Below are 20998 nucleotides of genomic sequence, written 5' to 3'. Positions count from 1 at the left end.
AGGTCCCGGTCGCAAGCCGGTCACACAGAACCGCGGCCAGAGGCCGCGGCGCAAGGGAAACATCCAGGGTCACGCAATGGCACACGCCAACACGGCACAGGCCAAAACCCAGTTCGGCTATCGCCGTCATCCCGACCAGGAGCGCTCGGGCGCCAATGTCGCGGAGCATCCCGTCGTCGTGGTCGGCGCCGGGCCGGTGGGATTGTCGCTCGCGATCGATCTCGCGCAGCGCGGCCAGCGCGTGGTGCTGCTCGACGATGCCGACCGGATCGGCGAAGGCTCGCGCGCGATCTGCTTCTCGAAGCGCTCGCTTGAGTTCTGGGATCGCCTCGGCGTCGGCGACCGCATGGTCGAGAAAGGCGTGGTGTGGAGCGTCGGCAAGATCTTCCACGGCGCCTCGCAGCTCTACCAGTTCAATTTGCTTCCCGAGGAAGGCCACAAGCGGCCCGCCTTCATCAACCTGCAGCAGTTCTACGCCGAGGCCTATCTGGTCGACCGGGTCGGGCAACTGCCTGAAATCGACCTGCGCTGGCGCAACAAGGTGATCGCGCTGGAGAGCCGCAACGATGGCGTTGCGCTGACCATCGCAACCCCTGACGGCTCCTACCAGGTGCACGCGACCTTCGTGGTCGCCTGCGATGGTGCTCGTTCCTCGCTGCGGCAGATGGTCGGCGCGGAGTTCGCGGGCCAGGTGTTCGAGGACCAGTTCCTGATCGCCGACGTCAAGATGACGGCGGCGTTCCCGACCGAGCGCTGGTTCTGGTTCGATCCGCCGTTCCATGCCGGACGCTCGGCGCTGCTGCACAAGCAGCCGGACGACATCTGGCGGATCGATCTGCAGCTCAACCCGGATGCCGATCCGGTGGCCGAGAAGCAGCCCGAGAATGTCCGGCCGCGGATCGAGCGCATGCTCGGCCATGACAAGTTCGAGTTCGAATGGATCTCGCTCTACAAGTTTCAGTGCCGCCGGATGGCCAAGTTCATCCACGGCCGGGTGATCTTTGCCGGGGATTCCGCCCACCAGGTCTCGCCGTTCGGCGCACGCGGCGCCAATTCCGGGCTTGAGGACGCCGAGAATCTGGCGTGGAAGCTCGACCGCGTGCTGCGCCGGCTGTCGCCGGAGGGCTTGCTGGAGAGCTACCACATCGAGCGCAGCGCGGCGGCGGACGAGAACATCCGCGAGTCCACCCGCTCGACGGACTTCATGGCGCCGGTGACGAAACAGGAAGCACGGCTGCGCCAGGCGGTGCTGTCGCTCGCCAAGGATACCGAGTTCGGCAAGCGCATGGTCAATGGCGGGCGGCTGTCGGTGCCGTCGGTCTACGATACGCCGCTGTCGAGCGGCGATCGCGACGATTGGCGCGGCGGTCCGCGGCCGGGCGCCTCGATGCTGGATGCGCCGGTGACGGAGCAGGGCGGGGGTTCCACCTACCTGACCGACGTTTTCATCAGGCAGGGAACGCGTTTCACGCTGCTGGAGTTTGGCAATGGCGCGGTTGCCGATGTGCCGGACGGCGTCGGCAGCATCCGGATCGGCGGCGAGGGTGGGTTGGTCGACGCACAGGGCCTTGCCGGCAAGCGCTACGATGCCGAGCCCGGCACTGCCTATCTGCTGCGGCCGGACGGCTATGTCGCCGCACGCTTCCGCAACGCGTCACGGCCGGCGCTCGATGCTGCGCTGGCACGCGCAGCCGGTGTGAGGTGAGGATTCGTCATGGCGCTGTCGACCGGTTCGAATTTCGCAAAGCCCGACGACGCCTTCCGCGCCATCGTCGAGGCCCATCGCGGCCTCACCGAGGCGCAGAGCGCCGATCTCGATGCTGCGCTGGTTCTGGTGCTCGCCAACCATATCGGTGATCTCGACGTGCTGCGCGAGGCGATCGCGCTGGCGAAGCGGCGGATGCTGGACGCCAGCCAGCAGCAACAACAGCAACAGCAACAACAATAGCATTGATCAAACGGACAGGATTGAACTGATGGCCAAAGGTTTCGCATCGACCACGGATCTTTCGGAGAAGAAGGTCACCTTCTCCGAGATCGGCACCGATCTCTATGCCTTCACTGCCGAGGGCGATCCCAACACCGCCGTGATCGTCGGCGACGACGGCTGCCTGGTGTTCGACGCGCAGGCGACGCCGGCGATGGCCAACAAGGTGATCGAGCGGGTCAAGACCGTCACCGACAAGCCGATCAAATATGTCGTGCTGTCGCACTATCATGCGGTGCGTGTGCTCGGTGCCTCCGCCTATCACGCGCAAGGCATCGTCGCCTCGCAGGAAACCTATCGCCTGATCGAGGAGCGCGGCCAGCAGGATTGGGATTCCGAATATGGCCGCTTCCCGCGGCTGTTCCAGGATGCCGCGAGCATCCCCGGCCTGACTTGGCCGACGCTGACCTTTAAAGGCGAGATGTCGATCTATCTCGGCAAGCGCGAGGTGCGGCTGATGCAGCTCGGCGCCGGCCATACCTCGGGCGACATCGTCGCCTGGGTGCCGGATGCCGAGGTGATGTTCTCCGGCGATCTGATTGAATATCACTCGGCCTGCTATTGCGGCGATGCGCATTTGCGCGAATGGCCGACGACCCTGAACGAGATCCGCGCCTTCAATCCGAAGGCGATCGCGCCGGGCCGCGGCGACGCGCTGAAGGGGCTTGCCACCGGGCGCGATGCGATCGCGATGACGCGCGATTTCGTCACCACGCTCTACGGCGCCGCCGAATCCTCCGTCGCCAAGGGCCGCAGCCTGAAGGAATCGATGGCGGCGACGCGCGAGGTGATGGATCCGAAGTTCTCGAAGTTTGCGATCTACGAGCACTGCCTGCCGTTCAACGTTTCGCGCGCCTATGACGAGGCGTCGGGGATCGACGATCCCGTGATCTGGACCGACAAGCGCGACCAGGAAATGTGGGCCGCCCTGCAAGGAGGATAGCGATGAACATCAATACCTCGCCTGATCAGATCGTCCGCAGCTCAGGGCAAGTCACCCCGGGCTACATGTCCGGCTTCGGCAACAGCTTTGAGACCGAGGCCTTGCCCGGCGCGCTGCCGATGGGGCGCAATTCGCCGCAGCGCTGCGCCTATGGGCTTTATGCCGAGCAATTGTCCGGCTCGCCGTTCACGGCGCCGCGCGGCACCAACGAGCGCTCGTGGCTCTATCGCATCCGCCCGTCGGTGCGGCACTCCGGCCGCTTCGCCAAGGCAGATAGCGGGCTGTGGCGCACCGCGCCGTGCCACGAATACGACATGCCGATCGCACAGCTGCGCTGGGACCCCGCGCCGATCCCGAAGGAGGACATGACCTTCCTGCAGGGCGTGCAGACCATGACCACGGCGGGTGATGCCAACACCCAGGCCGGCATGGCCGCACACATCTATCTCATCACCAAATCGATGGTCGATCAGCATTTCTACAATGCCGATGGCGAGATGATGTTCGTGCTGCAGCAGGGCAATCTGCGTTTCGTCACCGAATTCGGCCGGATCGATGCCGAGCCGGGCGAGATCGTCGTGATCCCGCGCGGCGTCAAATTCCGCGTCGAAATTCCCGGCGGCCCGGCGCGCGGCTATCTCTGCGAAAACTACGGCGGCGCGTTCACGCTGCCGGAGCGCGGCCCGATCGGCGCCAATTGCCTGGCCAATTCGCGCGACTTCCTGACGCCGGTGGCGAGCTACGAGGACAAGGACACGCCGACCGAGCTCTACGTCAAATGGGGCGGCTCGCTGTTCAAGACCACGCTGCCGCATTCGCCGATCGACGTGGTCGCCTGGCACGGCAATTACGCGCCCTACAAATACGATCTGCGTACCTTCTCGCCGGTCGGCGCGATCGCCTTCGATCATCCCGATCCCTCGATCTTCACGGTGTTGACCTCGCCGTCGGAGACCGCGGGCACCGCGAATATCGACTTCGTGATCTTCCCGGAGCGCTGGATGGTGGCCGACAACACCTTCCGTCCGCCGTGGTACCACATGAACATCATGTCGGAGTTCATGGGCCTGATCTACGGCGTCTACGACGCCAAGCCGCAGGGCTTTGTGCCCGGCGGCATCAGCTTGCACAATTGCATGTTGCCGCACGGCCCCGACCGCGAAGCCTTCGAGCACGCCAGCAACAGCGAGCTGAAGCCGGTGAAGCTGACCGGCACGATGGCCTTCATGTTCGAGACCCGCTTCCCGCAGCGCGTGACCGAACATGCGGCGAAGTCGTCGACGCTGCAGGACGATTACTCGGATTGCTGGAAGGGCTTGGAGAAGAAGTTCGACCCGAGCAAGCCGTGATTTGTGTCCCTCGTCATCGCCGGGCTTGACCCGGCGATCCATCGCGCTTTCTGAAGATGGATGCCCGGGTCAAGCCCGGGCATGACGGCTTCTTGATTGGAGAGACCATGCCCCACCCCAACGACCCAAAGCTTCGCTCCTTCATCGACGTCGCCCCGACCTCCGACTTCCCGATCCAGAACCTGCCCTACGGCGTGTTCTCGTCGAAGGATGGCCTTGCGCCGCGCGTCGGCGTTGCGATCGGCGATTTTGTGCTCGACCTCTGGGAGCTCGAGCAGGACTCGCGGCTCGATGTCGGGCCGCTCGGCGTGTTCTCGCAGCCGTCGCTCAACGCCTTCATGGCGCTCGGGCCGAAAGTGTGGTCGGCGACGCGGGCGCGGATCAGCGAGCTGTTGCACTCGGATCATCCGGAGCTGCGCGACAACAGGGAATTGCGGGCGCGGGCGCTGGTGCCGATGGCCGACGTCAGGCTGCACATGCCGTTTGCGGTCTCGGGCTACACCGATTTCTATTCGTCGAAGGAGCACGCCACCAATGTCGGCGTCATGTTCCGCGGCAAGGACAATGCGCTGCAGCCGAACTGGCTGCATATGCCGATCGGCTATAACGGCCGCGCCTCGACTGTCGTCGTATCGGGCACCAAGGTGCGCCGCCCCCGCGGCCAGCTGAAGCCGCCGACTGTCGAGGTGCCGAGCTTCGGCGCCTGCAAGCGGCTCGACTTCGAGCTCGAGATGGGCGTGGTCGTCGGCCAGGCCTCGCCGATGGGCGAGATGCTGACCGAGAAGCAGGCCGAGGAGATGATCTTCGGCTTCGTCATCCTCAACGACTGGAGCGCGCGCGACATCCAGCAGTGGGAGTACGTTCCGCTCGGCCCGTTCCAGGCCAAGGCGTTCGCGACCTCGATCAGCCCGTGGGTGGTGACGCGCGAGGCGCTGGAGCCGTTCCGCATGCAGGGCCCGGCGCAGCAGCCGGAGCCGCTGGCGTATCTCAAGCAGACCCAGCCGAACAATTACGACATGCAGCTCGACGTGAGCTTGCGCGCCGGTGCGATGAACGAGGCGAAGACGATCTGCAGCACCAACTTCAAATACATGTACTGGTCGTCGGTGCAGCAGCTCGTGCACCATGCCTCGAGCGGCTGCGCGATGAATGTCGGAGATCTCCTCGGCAGCGGCACGATCTCCGGCCCCGAAAAGCACCAGCGCGGCAGTCTCCTGGAAATCAGCTGGAACGGCACCGAGCCGGTCGAGCTCACCAGCGGCCTCACGCGGTCGTTCCTGGAGGACGGCGATTCGCTCATGATGCGCGGTTGGTGCCAGGGCGACGGCTATCGCGTCGGCTTCGGCGAGGTCGAAGGCACGATCATCGCAGCGGAGTAAGTTTGTTTCTTCGTCATTGCGAGGAGCGAAGCGACGAAGCAATCCATCTGTCACCGTATGCGGAGCGATGGATTGCTTCGCTCCGCTCGCAATGACGGCGAAAAGTCCTAGCGCTCCTCGGGCCTGATATCCCTTAAGCGCGCGGTATGCGCCGCACAGTCCTCGAGGCTGTATTTCAGGTGCACCCGCTTGTCCGACGGCGGCTGGTTGACTGTGCAGACACCCGGCCGCCACGGCTTGGCCGGGCGGATCGGCCGCGGCGCAAAACCGCCGCCGCAGTTCGGGCAGACATTGCCGAGCTTGGTCTCGGCGCAATCCGCACAGAACGTGCATTCATAGGAGCACATCCGCGCGTCGGTTGCGCTGGGTGGCAGGTCCTTGTCGCAATATTCGCAGTTCGGTCGCAGCTGCAGCGCCATGGTTCGTCTCTCTTGCCGTTGTCGGAATGATCGCAAGTCATGCCGCAAAAGCGAATGGCGCATTTCCCTCGATTTACGCCATCAGCTCTGCAGCGCCTTCAGCGGCAGCTTGGTGCTCTCCTTTAGCCGGTCGAGCACGATCGAGGAGCGCACATGGGCCACGCTCTGGTGCGGCATCAGCACGTTGTTGACGATGTCGGACAGGCTCTTGAGGTCGCGCAACATCACCTTGAGCACGTAGTCGGCATCGCCGGTCAGTGCGTAGGCCTCCTGGATATCGTCGACGCGGTTGACCAGCTCGCGAAACCGTTTGGCGTTGTCGGGCGAGTGGGTCGCCAGCGTGATGTGGATGAAGGCAATCAGGCCGAAGCCGAGTGCCTCGCCGGCGAGGTCGGCATGGTAGCCGGCAATGACCTTCTCCTCCTCCAGCCGCATCCGCCGCCGCGAGCATTGCGATGCTGACAGCCCGACGAGGTCGGCGACCTGCTGGTTGGTCAGCCGGCCGTCGTCCTGCAGCGCGGCGAGCATTTTCAGGTCGAAAGCGTCGACTTCAGTCATGCGTAAAATGTCCAATTCATGCACGGATTGTGCGCGATACTAGCGAATCGGGGCTATTTTGCACGCACATTGCGCACCAAGTGACGGAAACTGATCTACAGACAAATCAGGGAGTTACCGTCATGGGTCCGTTTCCGCACGATGCGCCGCCGGCCGAAATCAGCACTGAGAACCCGATGGGCACCGACGGCTTCGAGTTCGTCGAATATGCCCATCCGAATCCCGGCGAGTTGCACGCCCTGTTCAAGCTGATGGGCTTCGCCGCGGTTGCCCGCCACCGGACCAAGGCAATCACGGTCTATCGCCAGGGCGACATCAACTATCTCGTCAATGAGGAGCCTGATAGCCACGGCTTCAACTTCGTCGCCGCGCACGGGCCCTGCGCGCCGTCGATGGCGTTCCGCGTCGTCGACGCCAAGCATGCCTATGAGCGCGCGATCGCGCTCGGGGCCGAGCCGGCGGATGTCGCGTCCGCAGCGAAGACGCTCGATGTGCCCGCGATCAAGGGCATCGGCGGCAGCCTGCTTTATTTCGTCGACCGCTACGGCGCCAAGGGTTCGGCCTATGATGCCGAGTTCGAATGGCTCGGTGCGGCCAACCCGCGCCCCGCGGGCTCGGGCCTTTATTACGTCGATCACCTCACCCATAACGTCCATCGCGGCCGCATGGATGTCTGGACCGGCTTCTATGCCAAGCTGTTCAACTTCCGCCAGATTCGCTTCTTCGACATCGAAGGCCGTGCGTCCGGCCTGTTCTCCCGCGCGCTGACCAGCCCGGACGGCAAGATCCGGATTCCGATCAACGAGGACGCCGGCGACTCCGGACAGATCGAGGAATATCTCAACGTCTATCGCGGCGAGGGCATCCAGCACATCGCCTGCGGCGCGCGCGACATCCACGCGACGGTCGAAAGGTTGCGCGCCGACGGGCTGCCGTTCATGCCGTCGCCGCCCGACACCTATTTCGAGCGGATCGATGCCCGGCTGCCCAAGCATGGCGAGGACGTCGCCCGGCTCAGGACCAACGGCATCCTGATCGACGGCGAGGGCGTGGTCGACGGCGGCCAAACCAAGGTGCTGCTGCAGATCTTCTCGGCCAACGCGATCGGGCCGATCTTCTTCGAGTTCATCCAGCGCAAGGGCGACGATGGTTTTGGCGAAGGCAACTTCAAGGCGCTGTTCGAATCGATCGAGGAGGACCAGATCCGCCGCGGCGTGCTGAAGGTCGATCACGCGGCCTAAGCACAGCATAGCGCGCCACGCCAGCACACAGCAAAAGGCGTCGTCCCGGCGAAAGCCGGGACCCATACCGCGGAATCTATCGAGTGTGCCGGGTAGTCGTCCCGCGGAAAAAGCCGCGCGCCACAACCGCGTGTCGTGGTTATGGGTCCCGGCTTTCGCCGGGACGACGACGGTTAGTCTATTTTCCCGCCTTCCACGCGCTGATCACGTCGCCAATATTCGCCAGCTCCGGCTCGCGGATCGTCGACGGCGTGCGCGAGAAACGCGGCGCGGGGGCGGGCTGGGTGACGCCGTGGCGTTCGACGAACACCTGGCGTGCCGCCATATGCGGATGCTTGGGGGCTTCCTCCATGGTCAGGATCGGCGCGAAGCAGATGTCGGTGCCTTCCATGATCGTGCACCAGTCGGCGCGCGACTTGCTCTTGAACACCCGGGTCAGCTTCTCCTTCAGCGCCGGCCAGGCCTTGCGGTCCATCTGCGCGTCGAAGTCGGCGTCGATCAGGTCGGCGTGCTTACGCAGCAGCGCGTAGAACTGCGGCTCGATCGAGCCGATCGAGATGAAGTTGCCGCAGGAGCATTCGTAGACGCCATAGAAATGCGCGCCGCCGTCCAGGAAATTCTGGTCGCGACCGCCGCTCCAGCGGCCCTGCGCGGCCATGTCGTAGAACATCGACATCAGCGAGGCCGCGCCGTCGCACATCGCGGTATCGACCACCTGGCCCTTGCCGGACTTCTGCGCTTCCAGCAGCGCTGCGAGCACGCCGACCACGAGGTAGAGCGCGCCGCCGCCGAAATCGCCGACCAGGTTGAGCGGCGGCACCGGCTTCTCCTTGGTGCCGATCGCGGCCAGCGCGCCCGTGATCGAGATGTAGTTGATGTCATGGCCGGCGGCATTCGCCAGCGGGCCTTCCTGGCCCCAGCCGGTCATGCGGCCATAGACCAGCTTTGGATTGCGCGCGAGCACGACATCCGGGCCGAGGCCGAGGCGCTCCATCACGCCGGGACGAAAGCCCTCGATCAGCGCGTCGGCGTGGCCGAGCAGGTCGAGCACTTCAGCAATCGCCGCCTTGTTCTTGAGGTCGAGCTCGATGACCTTGCGGCCGCGGGTTGCGACCGCCTTCAGATTCTTGCCGGCGCCGACCCGATCGAGCGTGATGACCTCGGCGCCCATGTCGGCGAGCAGCATGCAGGCGAACGGGCCGGGACCGATGCCGGCGAATTCGACGATGCGGAAGCCGGCGAGCGGGCCCGAGGTGCGGGCGGCGGTCTGGGAGGCAGGTTTATCGAGCACGTTGTTCTTCCGTTGGTTGCGGGGCGCTAGGCGGCTGAGATGTCACGGCTGGCTTGGTGCCGAACTTCATGCGTTCTCCCAGCCGTCCGTGGGACGGCATTTCTAATTAGCTGATTAGCTAAATTGTCTCGCCTAAAGCCGGATGTGGCAAGCACCTTTTGTCCTGTGCCGCCGGTAAAAACGCGAACGGCGCGCATCACTGCGCGCCGTTCTGGACTTGTGTTTAGGCGCTATCAGCCCGCGGCCGCGACCGCCCGCTGTCCCATCACCTTGATCAAGTTGGCGCGGTAATCCGCCGAGCCGTGGATGTCGGCGAGCAGGCCGCTCGCCGGGATCGTCACGCTGTCGAGCGCCGAGGCCGCCCAGTTTGCCTTCAGCGCCTGCTCGATCGGCGCGACCCGCATGACGCCGCTCTGCGACGCACCGGTCGCGGCGACGCGGACGTCGCCGGCTTTGGTCCTGGCGACGAACACGCCGGTCAGCGCGAAGCGCGAGGCCGGGTTCGGAAACTTCGCGTAGCCCGCCTTGGCCGGGATCGGGAACGACACGGCGGTGATGATCTCGCCATCCTCGAGCGCCGTCGTGAACAGGCCCTTGAAGAAATCATCCGCCGCGATCGACCGCTTGTTGGTTTTGACCGTCGCGCCGAGCGCCAGCACCGCCGCCGGATAGTCCGCCGCCGGGTCGTTGTTGGCGAGCGAGCCGCCGATCGTGCCGCGATAGCGCACGGCAGGATCGCCGATCATCGACGCCAGATTGGCGAGCGCCGGGATCGCCTTCTGCACCGCATCGTTTTGCGCCACATCGTAATGCGGCGTAGCAGCCTTGATGGTGACGGTGTCGCCCGACACCTCGATGCCGATCATCTCCTGCACCTTGGAGAGGTCGATCACGTCGGAAGGCGCGGCAAGACGCTGCTTCATCACCGGAAGCAGGGTCTGTCCGCCGGCGAGGAATTTTGATTCCGCGCCCTTGGCGAAGGTTGCGGCGGCGTCAGCGACCGAGGAAGCGCGGTGATAATTTGTCTCGTACATGGCTCTTCCTCCCTCAACCGTGAATGGCGTGCCAGACGCGATCGGGCGTCGCCGGCATTTCCAGCTTGTTGTTCCCGATGGCGTCCGTGATCGCATTGATCACGGCAGCCGAGGCGCCGATCGCGCCGGCTTCGCCACAGCCCTTGACGCCGAGCGGGTTGCCCGGACACAGCGTCGTGGTGTGGGAGAGCTGGAACGAGGGCAGGTCGTCCGCGCGCGGCATGGTGTAGTCCATGAAGGACGCGGTCATGAGCTGACCGGTGCCGTCATAGACCACACCTTCGAGCAGTGCCTGGCCGATGCCCTGCGCAAGACCGCCATGGACCTGGCCCTCGACGATCATCGGGTTGATCAGCCGGCCGAAATCGTCGGCTGCGACGAAGTTGACGAAGGAGGTCTTGCCGGTGCCCGGATCGACCTCGAGCTCGCAGATATAGGCGCCGGCCGGGAAGGTGAAGTTGGTCGGGTCGTAGAACGCCGTCTCCTTCAGGCCGGGCTCCATGCCATCGGGCAAATTATGTGCGGTGTAGGCGGCGAGCGCGACCATCGGCAGCGCGATCGACTTGTCGGTGCCGGTGACCTTGAACTCGCCGTTCTCGATCACGATGTCGCTCTCGGACGCCTCGAGCGCATGCGCCGCGATCTTCTTGGCCTTGGCCTCGACCTTCTCCATCGCCTTCACGATCGCCGTACCGCCGACCGCGAGCGAGCGCGAGCCGTAGGTACCCATGCCGAACTGCACCTTGTCGGTGTCGCCATGGACGATCGAGACCTGGCTGATCGGCACGCCGAGCCGCTCTGCGATGATCTGGCAGAACGTCGTTTCGTGGCCCTGGCCGTGGCTGTGCGAACCGGTGAGCACCTCGATGGTGCCGACCGGGTTGACGCGGATCTCAGCCGACTCCCACAGGCCGACGCCGGCACCGAGACTGCCGACGGCCTTCGATGGGGCGATGCCGCAGGCCTCGATGTAGCAGGAGATGCCGATGCCGCGCAGCTTGCCGTCGGCCTTCGCCTTGGCCTTGCGGGCCGGGAAGCCGGCATAATCGATCGCCTTCATCGCGGCATCGATCGAAGCGTGGAAGTCGCCGATATCATACGCCATGATCACAGGCGTCTGATACGGGAACTGGGTGATGAAGTTCTTCTTGCGCAGCTCGGTCGGATCGACCTTCAACTGCCGCGCCGCCGTCTCCATCATTCGCTCGATCAGATAGCTCGCCTCGGGGCGGCCGGCGCCGCGATAGGCGTCGACCGGTGTGGTGTTGGTGTAGACGCCGATCACCTCGGCGTAGATCGACGGAATCACGTACTGGCCCGACAGCAGCGTCGCGTAGAGATAGGTCGGGACCGCCGAGGAGAACAGCGACATATAGGCGCCGAAATTGGCGTGGGTCTTCACCCGGAGGCCAAGGATCTTGTTGTCCTTGTCGAACGCCATCTCCGCCTTCGAGACATGGTCGCGGCCATGCGCGTCGGTGAGGAAGGCTTCCGAGCGGTCACCGGTCCACTTCACCGGACGGTTGACCTTCTTCGAGGCCCACAGCGCCACCATCTCTTCCGGATAGATGTAGATCTTGGAGCCGAAGCCGCCGCCGACGTCAGGCGCGATGACGCGCAGCTTGTGCTCGGGTGCGATGTTGTAGAACGCCGACAGCACGAGGCGGGCGACGTGCGGGTTCTGCGACGTGGTGTAGAGCGTGTAGTGCTCTTCGGCCTCGTCGTAATGCGCGATCGCCGCGCGCGGCTCCATCGCATTCGGCACCAGGCGGTTATTGGTGAGGTCGAGCGTCACCACATTGGCCGCCTTGCTGAAGGCATCCTTGACTGCGGCTTCGTCGCCGAGATGCCAGTCATACACGATGTTGCCGGGAGCTTCGGGATGAAGCTGGGCGGCGCCCGGCTTGATCGCGGCCTTGATGTCAGGCACCGCGGGAAGTTCTTCGTAGTTGACGACGACCGCTTCGGCGGCGTCCCTGGCCTGGTTCTTGGTCTCGGCGATCACGACCGCGACCGCCTGTCCGACAAAGCGCACGGTCTCCGGCGCCATCGCCGGCCACGCGCCCATTTTCATCGGCGAGCCGTCCTTCGAGGTGATGGCCCAGCCGCAGATCAAATTGCCGACCTTGTCGTCGACGATCTGCTGTCCGGTCAGCACTGCGATCACGCCGGGCATCTTCATGGCCTCGGCTGAATCGATGCCCTTGACCTTGGCATGCGCATGCGGGCTGCGGATGAAGTGAGCGTAGCTCATGCCGACCATTTTGACGTCGTCGACGTAACGTCCCTGTCCGGTGATGAACCGGCGATCTTCCTTGCGCACGACACGTGCGCCAATTCCTTCAACACCCATTGTCTAGTCCTCCCGACCGGAGATTTCGATTTGCCGCCGTTTCCATCGAGACCGGCGGTGGTGAGCTTGATCGTACGCGGTGCGTGGCGCGCTATTCGGCGGCCTGCGCAACCTTCATGCGGCCGGCAGCGTCGAGCACTGCCTTGACGATGTTGTGGTAGCCGGTGCAGCGGCAGATGTTGCCTTCGAGCTCGTGGCGAACCGTTTCCTCGTCGAGCTTGCCGCCATGCCGGTGCACGATGTCGACCGCGGACATGATCATACCGGGGGTGCAATAGCCGCACTGCAGGCCATGATTGTCGCGGAACGCCGCCTGCATCGGGTGCAGCTCGTCGCCCTTGGCGAGGCCTTCGATCGTGGTGACGTTGCAGCCCGCGGCCTGGCCGGCCAGCATGGTGCAGGACTTGACCGCCCGTCCATCGACATGGACGACGCAGGCGCCGCATTGGCTGGTATCGCAGCCGACATGGGTGCCAGTGAGGTTCAGGTTTTCGCGCAAGAGGTGCACGAGGAGGGTTCGGTCCTCAACGTCGACCGAGACCGCCTTGCCGTTTACCGTCAGTTTGACTGTAGACACGCGTTTCTCCCACTAGCTTCGTTATGGGCCCAGTAGACCACGCTTCATGTGGGTCGTAACCGCGATCAAAGTCGTAGTCGCGACCCTGTCATGAAGGCGCCGGGCAGTGCCTGCGATCCTAGCAGGCGGCCGTTCAATGGGCAATTTGCAAGCAGCCGGCGGCGTGCTCCGGCGCGACGAAATTGCCCGGCAGCGCAAGCGGTTTTCGGCAAACTGACGGTGCTCGCCGCACGCCAAAATCGTCGCCGCGATCGCTACTACCTTCCGCCTATAACGACGCATAAGCGTTGCTGTCATTTTCATCGCCGACGCAGCGGCACAAGATCGCTGGTTCATGAAATTCGGTAGCGATCCGCGCGCGCGATGCATCCATCGCGGCAACAAAACCATATTGGAGGAAGCCAATGAAGCTGAGGAGCGGGATTTTCTTTGCCGGCGTGTCGCTGGTCGCCATGGTGCTGGCAGGCATTGGTGCGTCGAAAGCGAATGATTCCGTCGTGAAAGCGGCATCCGATCCGAACGGATGGGCGATCGCCGGCCACGACTACGGCAATACGCGTTTCAGCCCGTTGAAGCAGATCAATTCCGAGAATGCCGCCAAGCTGCAGCTGGTCTATTCGCTGTCGCTGGCTTCGCTCCGATCCAACGAGTTGTCGCCGGTCGTGATCGGCAAGAACCTGTATGTGTCGACCTCGTGGGGCCCGAAATACGTCTATGCGATCGATGCCGCGACCGGCGCGCGCAAATGGACCTGGCAGCCCGACATTCCGGATGACGTGCTCCAATATGCCTGCTGCGACGTCAACAATCGCGGCGTGTCCTATGCCGACGGCAAGATCTTCGTCGGCCGGCTCGACGGCAAGCTGACCGCGCTCGACGCCGAGACCGGCAAGGAGCTCTGGACCTCGACGGTCGTCGACTACAAGCAGGGCTCGGTCATCACCTCGCCGCCGCTCGTCGTCCGCGACAAGGTCATCACCGGTTTCGGCGGCGGCGAATATGGCGTCCGCGGCGCGTTGCAGGCCTTTTCGCTCAAGGATGGCAAGCTGCTCTGGCAGACCTACACGGTGCCGGCGCCGGGCGAGCCCGGCAGCGAGACCTGGAAGGGCGACACCGGGCTGCATGGCGGCGGCGCCGCCTGGCTGGTCGGCTCCTATGACGCCAAGTCCGACACGGTCTACTGGGGTACCAGCAATCCGGGGCCGTGGAATACCGCAGTGCGCTCCACCGGCGACGGCAATTTCGGCAAGCTGACCAACCTCTACACGGCCTCGACGCTGGCGATCGATCCCAACACCGGCAAGATCAAGTGGCACATCCAGGGCACGCCGGCCGACGCCTGGGACTATGACGGCGTCAACGAGCTGCTGCTCGCCGACCTCAAGATCAAGGGCACCGAGACGCCCGTGCTGATGAAGGCGGACCGCAACGGCTTCTTCTTCGTGGCCAACCGCGAGACCGGCAAGATGATCTCCGCCGAGAAATACGTCTTCGCCAACTGGGCCAAGAAGTGGGACATCAACACGATGCGGGCGGAAGAGGATCCGGACAAGCGTCCGGGCCCGGGCCATCCCGCCAAGGACATCTGCCCGAACCTGATCGGCGGCAAGAACTGGCAGCCGATGTCGTTCAACCCGCAGACCGGCCTCGTCTACATCCCGAGCAACAATGTCTGCATGGACTGGTCGGTCTCTGACGTGAACTACAAGCGCGGCGTGTTCTATCTCGGCGCCGAATTCCCGACCAAGCCGGGCCCCGGCGGCTTCCTCGGCGAACTCGTGGCCTGGGATCCGATCGCCAACAAGAAGGTGTGGAGCATCAAGGAAGACCTGCCCTTCAACGGCGGCACGCTGACGACCGGCGGCAATTTGGTGTTCTCCGGCAATCTGCATGGCGACTTCCGCGCCATCGATGCCAAGAACGGCAAGGTGCTGTGGAGCAAGAACCTCGGCAGCGGCATCGGCGCAGGTCCCGTGACCTATTCGGTCGACGGCAAGCAGTATGTCGCGATCGTGGTCGGACGCACCGCGGCGCTGCCGGCCTTCCTCGGTGACATCGGCAAGAAGATGGTCGCCGCGGCGCCCGAAGGCGGCTCGCTGTTCGTGTTCGCCCTGCAGTAACGATCGTCAAGGAGGCAGCATTGTCCGTGTCTTGCATCGCCCGAAACGAACTGCGCACCCCCTCGCGCAACACGCGGTTGGAACATGCAATCCGGACCGTGCTGCTCTCCGCCCTGCTTATGGTGCCGGCCCTGGCGGCCGGTGCCGACGAGACAAAACCGCCGCTGCGGCTCTGCGCCGACCCGACCAACCTGCCGTTCTCGAGCGACGACCCGGGCAAGCCCGGTCTCTATCTCGAAATCGGCCAGGCGGTGGCGCAGAAGCTCGGCCGCACGGTGAGCACCAATTGGTACAAGTCCTATTTCGGCAAGCGCACGGTGCGGGAGACGCTGCTCAGCAAGCAGTGCGACGCCATGGTCGGCCTGCCTTTGATCGACGATTTCATGGGCCCGGCGGTGATCTTCTCGAAACCGATCGCCCATGAAGGCTACGCGCTGGTCGGCAGCAAGGATCGCAAGCTTGCCGGCGTCGACGACCTCAGGGGATTGCGGGTTGCGGTGCAGTATCAATCGACGCCGCAGAACCTGCTCGCGCTGCGCGACGACGTCCAGAAGGTGACCGTGCTCAGCCCGGAGGAGGGCATGGCGGCGCTCGAACAGGGCAAGGTCGACATCGCCTTCATCTGGGCGCCGGTGGCGGGTTGGCTCAACAAGACCAGCTACGGCGACAAATATCAGATCGTGTCGACCGAGGGCGACGGCCTGCTCTGGGCGACCGCGATCGGTTTCGCCAAGGCGTCCGGCGCGCTGCGCGATGAAGTCGACGGCGTGCTGCCGTCGCTGCAGCCGGAGATTTCCGCTCTGTTTGCCAAATATGGCGTGCCGAACGGCGCCCCGGTGAAGTTCGGACAGGCCGACCGGGCGACGACGTCGTCCGTCGGCGCCAGCGAGCCCGTCACGGTCGGGCAGGCGGCCGCGGCCGAGAAACCGGTTCAGACCGCCGCGACCGCCGGCGATGCCAAAGGGGATGCCACCGCCGGGCGCGAGGTCTTTAACGGAACCTGCGCGCATTGCCACGGCCCGGACGCGGTGCAGGCCGAGCGAAAGATCGATCTCAGGCTGCTCAAGAAGCGCTATGCTGACGATATGGAATCGACTTTCTGGAAGACGGTCCATGACGGGCGGCCAGCCAAGGGCATGCCGGCCTGGAAGGACGTCTTCAACGACGACGAGCTCAGAAACGTATATGTCTATCTGCAGAGCGTGCAGGATACCGGCGGATCGAACTAGAAGCTGGGATTCGCATAGGAGCGTTTTCGAGCGAAGTGGATACCGGTTCGCGTGAAGAAAACGCGTCAGAACATGAATCGAGAGCCCCGTTCCGATCCAATCGGAACGGAGGCTTGAGCAGTGCGAGGGTCCTCATGATGGGGTTCCTGATCATCGACGATCACCCCCTGTTCGGGGAGGCGCTTGGCAACGCCATTCGCATCTCGCATCCCGATGCCCGGATCTATGAGGCCACCTCGATCAAGGGGGCGCTTGGCATTCTCGCCAGCGAGCCGAATATCGACCTGGCGCTGCTCGATCTGCTGCTGCCCGACGTGGTCGGCTTCTCCGGCTTTCAGAAGATCAGGGATCGCTATCCGCGGCTGCCGATCGCCATCGTTTCGAGCGAAGAGGACAAGCATACCATCCGCGAGGCGCTCGAGATGGGCGCGGTCGGCTATCTGCCGAAGTCGACCTCGCTCGGCGAGCTCTCGCAGGCGATCGCGCGTGTGCTGAGCGGGTCGGTCTCGGCGCCGCGGGATTTCGTCGCGGTCGGTGCGCTGGAACAGTCCGAGACGGCGCGGACGCTGCGCGAGCGCATTCAGAAGTTGACGCCGCAGCAGATCCGCGTGCTCCATCTGATCATCCGCGGCCTGCAGAACCGCGAGATCGCCGCCGAGCTCAAGCTCGCGGAATCCACCGTGAAGGCGCATGTCACCGAGATCCTGCGCAAGCTGAAGCTGTTCAGCCGCAACAAGGCGATCATCGAGCTCGGCAAGATTCCGCTTCCGGTCCCGGAGGCCTGCTCGGGCGCAAAGGCGGAGAAGGCGCCCTAGTGTGCTGAATGCGAAGTTCGTGCGATTTCGCGGCAGCCACTTTCACGAACTTCGCATTCATAAAGCACACTAGAATCATAAGTTTGCTAGTGTCCTTATCGAATCCGAAGTTCGCTCCGAAGGTGCGGCAAATGATGCGAACTTCGGATTCGGGACACTAGCCGTGCTGCACTGCGAGGCGGGCGCATTGGAAATCCTGCCTATAGGCTGCCATCCGGCTTTGAGATAACGTCGTGCGCACAATGGCTGTCATGAGCATCCGAGGGAGGACGGCGCAGCATTGACCACGACCGTGCCCCTGGCGGACGAGCCGCTGCCCGGCAAGGCGGGTGCGCCTCGATTGCTGATCGTCGAGGACCACCCGCTGTTCCGTGCCGCCCTGATCGGCGTGATCGGGGCCGAATTTCCCGACGCCGAGGTGCTGCAGGCGACGTCGATCGACGGTGCGCTGGATGTGATCGCGGCGCGCGACGGCCTCGATCTGATCCTGCTCGATCTGTCGATGCCCGGCACCACGGGCCTGCTCGGCGCCTACCGGGTGCGTGCCGCCGCGCCGCGCAGCGCACTCGTGATCGTGTCGGCGCATGACGATCCCCGGATCGTCGGCGGCGCGATCTCGCTCGGCATTTCCGGCTACATCCCGAAGTCGACGCCGAAGCTCGAGCTGGCGCGGCTGTTGCGTGGCATCCTCGAAGGCGCGGTGTGCCTGCCGCCGCGCTTCCGCGATACCGCCGCCGCGCGGAAGGCCCAGGCCGAGACGCGCGAGCTGGTTCAGCAGCTCGGCCAGTTCACCGCGCAGCAGCTTCGCGTGCTCGACATGATCTGCCGCGGCCTGCAGAACAAGCACATCGCCTATGAGCTCGATATCTCGGTCACCACCGTGAAGGTGCATGTCTCGGAGATCCTGCGCAAGCTCGGCGTGCGCAGCCGCACCGAGGCCATCATCGCGCTGTCGAAGCTGGACTTCGGCAAGCACGACCACGCGCCGGTGACGGCCACGCCGTCGTCGCATGGCGCGGAATCATAACCGCGCACCCGACTGCTCCGCCGCCAGCAGGAACGACAGCAGTGAGCGCATCTCGGCGGGCTTGATCGGCTTCTTCAACAGCTCATGGCCGAAGGCCGATACGTCGGAGGCAGCCTTGGCCGAGTAGTCGGCGGTCACGATGATCGCCGGTACCTTGGCGTTGATCGCGCCGCGGATGACATCGACGGCCTGAATTCCGGTCTCGCCATTGTCGAGATGCAGATCGGCGATGATGGCGTCGGGAATGCCGTCGAGCGCGTGGATGCGCTCGAGCGCCTCGGTCTTGGAGATCGTCACCGCGACGTCGCAGCCCCATTTCTCCAGCAAATGGGCGAGCCCCTCGGCGCTCGAGAGGTCGTTCTCGATCAGCAGGATCTTGGCGCCCTCCATGCCGCCATAGCGATAGTCGACGCTGGCCTGCTCGCGCACCGGGATCGCAACCGGATCCTGGGTGCGGGGCACGGTGACCGAGAACACCGAGCCTTTGCCGGCGCGCGAGCTCAGCCTGATGTCATGGCCGAGCAGGTCGGCAAACCGGCGCACGATCGAAAGACCTAGCCCGATGCCGGCCTTGTCGCCGGCGCTGGTCTCGCCACGCTGAAACTCGACGAAGATGGCTTCGCGCTGCGCTTCCGGAATGCCCGGCCCGGTGTCGTGCACCTCGATGCAGATGTCATCGCCCCTGGTCCGGCATCCCATCAGCACGCTGCCGCGCTGGGTGTAACGCAGCGCATTGGCGACAAGGTTTTGCAGGATCCGACGCAGCATCAGCGGATCGGAGCGAACCACCGCAGACGACGGCATGATCCGGAAGCCGAGATTGCGCTTGGCGGCGGTCGCGACAAATTCCTGCTCCAGCGGCTCGAACAGCGAAGCGATCGCGACCGGTCCGAATTCGGGCCTGAGCACGCCCGCATCGAGCTTGGAGATGTCGAGCAGCGTCCGCAGCATGTCCTCGAGCGTCGCCAGCGAACGGTCGATCTGATCGGTCAGCGCGACGCTCTTCGACTCGCTTGCCATCTCGGTCAGCGCGGACAGCGTCAGCCGCGCCGCATTCAGCGGCTGCAACAGATCGTGCGTCACCGACACCAGCACGGATGATTTCAAAGAGCTCGCCGCCTCGGCTTGCTGCTTGGCCTGCAGCAGGCGACCATTGGTTTTCTCCAGTGATTGCAGCGCCTGCTTGAGCTGCTGGGTGCGGTCGCGCACCTGCTGATCCAGCGCAATGGCTGTTTCAAACAGAGAAAAGGCGTTGAGCTGCTGATCGGTCGATCGCTCGACGCGCGACATCAGCGCCGCGTTGATCTTGCGCAGCTTCTCGGCCTCGCGTTCGAGCGCCGCAATTCGCGTGGTCTTGGTATCCGTCATTGCGGCGCGAGTGCCCGCTTGCCGATGGCGATGCCGGTCAGCGTCTGGTTGACATGCATGGAGCGATACTGCTCGCCATAGGTTTGAAAGCCAATCACTTTGTTGCGGCGATAGAGCTCCGACATCTCCCGCGACAGCTGGCGCTGCTCGACGTCGAGCCGGCGCAGCACGCATTCGAAGCCGATGAACATCGAGACCTCGCCGAGATCCTCGGTCAGCTCCTTGAGCAGGCGGCTCGTCACATCGATCGGGTCACGCTCGCGCGCCACCGTCAGCACCATGCCCTCGTCGATGGCGCAGAAGAATTGCAGCGATCCGTCCGGGTTGGTGCGCTGGATCGACCGCGCGTAATAGGCGCCGCCGACACGAACCAGCACAGGATGCGCGGCGAATGAGAACAATTCGAGCTTGCTGTCGCTGAGGCCGACGGCACGGGAATATTCCAGCGCGGCCGGCTCGGCATTCAACTCCTTGACGATGCGGTGCTCGATGTCGGCCTCGGTCACCACCATCTTGGTCGAGGTCGGTTCGAAGTGATCGCACTTGAACAGGCGGAACGGCAGCCGGGTCCGGATCAGGATCAGGACGGCGGCATCGGTAAAGGCCTCGCCGCCATGGAAGACCCACGATTTCTCGAAGCGCAGGCCGTCGCCGGCGGAGCCGCCGACCACCGGGATGTCGCCGAGCGACGCATAGATCGCCGACATGATGGTCTCCTCACGCTGGCACATGCCGTCGATGAAGAGCAGCCCGAAGGAATCATGGGTGTGATCGCAGTGCTCGGTGCGTTGCGCGAATTCGTTCTGCAATTCGGTGCAGATTGAGCGGCCGTGATCGACCCGAAATGTCGAAAGGTCGAACAGCGGCCGGGCCGCGATGACGAAATCGGCCGCATTGAAGCCCATCGCGACGACGCTGTCCTCGTCCCAACCGCCGGGCGACAATTCGCCTGCCGTGGTACAGCCGAAGATCGGAACGTCCGGCATCCGGCTGGACAGTTCGGCAATGAATGTCTGCGGCTCATAGACCGGCGACACGAACACCACGAGCATCGCGAGATCAGCTGCCGCCAATTGGCGCGCGATCTCGTCGGCTGCTTCCCGCGGCCCGTCGGTCTTTGCCTGCACCACGACAATGCTGTCGGCGGCGCTACCGTTCTGCTTCGCCAAAGGCGCTCTCCCTGACCAGAATTTTTTGCTTTTCTTGGCGCGGCCGATTGAACCCGCGCGGGTCGTGAGGGCATCCGGGCCAGGCCGCGATGGCTCGCGTTCCGGCTCGCCCGTGTCTTTCAGGTCGTGAGGGGAAATG

General features: G+C 64.3%; 17 protein-coding genes and 1 pseudogene. 10 read left to right on the top strand and 8 right to left on the bottom strand.

The features are described from left to right. Positions 1-46 precede the first annotated feature (46 nt). The 5 genes and pseudogenes from ACSKB9_RS22680 to fahA all read left to right on the top strand — a co-directional run. Positions 47-1705: pseudogene (locus ACSKB9_RS22680) on the top strand (FAD-dependent oxidoreductase); the annotation flags it as partial. Between the two features lie 9 nt (positions 1706-1714). Next, positions 1715-1948 (top strand): DUF2783 domain-containing protein, encoded by a 234-nt coding sequence (locus tag ACSKB9_RS22675; protein WP_438075878.1) that lies wholly within the window; start codon positions 1715-1717, stop codon positions 1946-1948. A 28-nt stretch (positions 1949-1976) separates the two neighbouring features. Continuing rightward, entirely contained in the window at positions 1977-2930 is a 954-nt protein-coding gene (locus tag ACSKB9_RS22670; protein ID WP_438075876.1) for an MBL fold metallo-hydrolase, read from the top strand. A gap of 2 nt (positions 2931-2932) precedes the next feature. Continuing rightward, on the top strand, positions 2933-4279 hold the full coding sequence (gene hmgA / locus ACSKB9_RS22665) for a homogentisate 1,2-dioxygenase (protein WP_438075874.1): 1347 nt from the start codon (positions 2933-2935) through the stop codon (positions 4277-4279). 107 nt (positions 4280-4386) lie between these two features. Beyond that, a complete protein-coding gene (gene fahA, locus ACSKB9_RS22660; RefSeq protein WP_438075872.1) occupies positions 4387-5658 on the top strand; it encodes a fumarylacetoacetase in 1272 nt (423 codons plus the stop codon). Between the two features lie 107 nt (positions 5659-5765). Here fahA and ACSKB9_RS22655 read toward each other — a convergent pair whose 3' ends face one another. Then, positions 5766-6077, bottom strand: coding sequence for a DUF1272 domain-containing protein (locus ACSKB9_RS22655; RefSeq protein WP_438075870.1), 312 nt, complete (start codon positions 6075-6077; stop codon positions 5766-5768). Between the two features lie 81 nt (positions 6078-6158). Beyond that, positions 6159-6635 carry an Lrp/AsnC family transcriptional regulator gene (locus ACSKB9_RS22650; protein ID WP_438075868.1) on the bottom strand — a complete coding sequence of 159 codons (477 nt, stop codon included), beginning with the start codon at positions 6633-6635 and terminating at the stop codon, positions 6159-6161. A 122-nt stretch (positions 6636-6757) separates the two neighbouring features. On the opposite strand from ACSKB9_RS22650, the gene hppD reads away from it, so the two are divergent. Then, positions 6758-7876, top strand: a complete 1119-nt coding sequence (hppD, locus tag ACSKB9_RS22645; protein ID WP_438075866.1) for a 4-hydroxyphenylpyruvate dioxygenase — start codon at positions 6758-6760, stop codon at positions 7874-7876. Between the two features lie 178 nt (positions 7877-8054). Here hppD and ACSKB9_RS22640 read toward each other — a convergent pair whose 3' ends face one another. From ACSKB9_RS22640 to ACSKB9_RS22625, 4 genes are all read right to left on the bottom strand, one after another. After that, a complete protein-coding gene (locus tag ACSKB9_RS22640) occupies positions 8055-9167 on the bottom strand; it encodes a CaiB/BaiF CoA transferase family protein (protein ID WP_438075864.1) in 1113 nt (370 codons plus the stop codon). Between the two features lie 233 nt (positions 9168-9400). Then, positions 9401-10201: an FAD binding domain-containing protein gene (locus ACSKB9_RS22635; protein ID WP_438075862.1), complete on the bottom strand. Its 801-nt coding sequence runs from the start codon at positions 10199-10201 to the stop codon at positions 9401-9403. 13 nt (positions 10202-10214) lie between these two features. Further along, positions 10215-12554, bottom strand: coding sequence for a xanthine dehydrogenase family protein molybdopterin-binding subunit (locus tag ACSKB9_RS22630; RefSeq protein ID WP_438075860.1), 2340 nt, complete (start codon positions 12552-12554; stop codon positions 10215-10217). A gap of 91 nt (positions 12555-12645) precedes the next feature. Beyond that, entirely contained in the window at positions 12646-13131 is a 486-nt protein-coding gene (locus ACSKB9_RS22625; protein ID WP_028335209.1) for a (2Fe-2S)-binding protein, read from the bottom strand. A 404-nt stretch (positions 13132-13535) separates the two neighbouring features. On the opposite strand from ACSKB9_RS22625, the gene ACSKB9_RS22620 reads away from it, so the two are divergent. From ACSKB9_RS22620 to ACSKB9_RS22605, 4 genes are all read left to right on the top strand, one after another. Next, complete coding sequence (locus tag ACSKB9_RS22620) at positions 13536-15251, top strand: PQQ-dependent dehydrogenase, methanol/ethanol family (protein WP_438075858.1); 1716 nt, start codon at positions 13536-13538, stop codon at positions 15249-15251. Positions 15252-15349: 98 nt separating this feature from the next. Beyond that, a complete protein-coding gene (locus tag ACSKB9_RS22615) occupies positions 15350-16480 on the top strand; it encodes a c-type cytochrome (protein ID WP_438075856.1) in 1131 nt (376 codons plus the stop codon). Between the two features lie 134 nt (positions 16481-16614). Beyond that, on the top strand, positions 16615-17295 hold the full coding sequence (locus ACSKB9_RS22610) for a response regulator (protein ID WP_016843264.1): 681 nt from the start codon (positions 16615-16617) through the stop codon (positions 17293-17295). Positions 17296-17575: 280 nt separating this feature from the next. Continuing rightward, on the top strand, positions 17576-18322 hold the full coding sequence (locus tag ACSKB9_RS22605) for a LuxR C-terminal-related transcriptional regulator (RefSeq protein WP_438075854.1): 747 nt from the start codon (positions 17576-17578) through the stop codon (positions 18320-18322). On the opposite strand, the gene ACSKB9_RS22600 is transcribed toward ACSKB9_RS22605, so the two are convergent. Together ACSKB9_RS22600 and ACSKB9_RS22595 are read right to left on the bottom strand one after the other, a co-directional pair. Then, the gene (locus ACSKB9_RS22600; RefSeq protein ID WP_438075852.1) at positions 18317-19690 is read right to left on the bottom strand and encodes an ATP-binding response regulator; all 1374 of its coding nucleotides are present in this window, start codon (positions 19688-19690) and stop codon (positions 18317-18319) included. The genes ACSKB9_RS22605 and ACSKB9_RS22600 overlap by 6 nt on opposite strands. Next, positions 19687-20859 carry an FIST N-terminal domain-containing protein gene (locus tag ACSKB9_RS22595; protein ID WP_092079249.1) on the bottom strand — a complete coding sequence of 391 codons (1173 nt, stop codon included), beginning with the start codon at positions 20857-20859 and terminating at the stop codon, positions 19687-19689. The genes ACSKB9_RS22600 and ACSKB9_RS22595 overlap by 4 nt, the downstream gene beginning before the upstream one ends. Positions 20860-20998 lie beyond the last annotated feature (139 nt).

The organism is Bradyrhizobium sp. BR 1433 (assembly GCF_051547665.1).
GTDB classification, from domain to species: Bacteria; Pseudomonadota; Alphaproteobacteria; order Rhizobiales; family Xanthobacteraceae; genus Bradyrhizobium; species Bradyrhizobium australafricanum.
This window is presented reverse-complemented; position numbering and strand designations above follow the sequence as displayed.